Raw genomic sequence first — 305 nt, forward strand, 5'->3', positions numbered from 1 at the left:
ATGGCGAGCATCCCTATGCGCGGCCGGATCAGGGCACCAAGGAGAGCCTCGCCACCATCACCGCCGAAGACCTCAGGGCTTTCCACAAAGCGAATTTCGCGCGCGCCGGCCTGCATGTGGCGGTGGTGGGCGATATCGACGCCGCCACGCTGGGCGGCAAGCTGGACGAGGTGTTCGGCGAACTGCCGGACAAGCAGACGCTGGCCCCGGTCGCCGACGTCGCGCCCAAGCTTGGCCAGCAGCTGGAAGTGAACTACGACCTGCCGCAGACCTCGCTGCAGCTTGCCTGGCCAGGCGTGAAACGG

1 protein-coding gene is annotated in these 305 nt (G+C 67.2%); it reads left to right on the plus strand.

The annotated features are described in order from the left end of the window. The coding region (locus EN818_RS31740; RefSeq protein ID WP_135906730.1) for an insulinase family protein at nucleotides 1–305 on the plus strand (305 nt) is incomplete at both ends.

The sequence above is a fragment of the Mesorhizobium sp. M3A.F.Ca.ET.175.01.1.1 genome, from assembly GCF_004791945.1.
GTDB lineage: Bacteria > Pseudomonadota > Alphaproteobacteria > Rhizobiales > Rhizobiaceae > Mesorhizobium.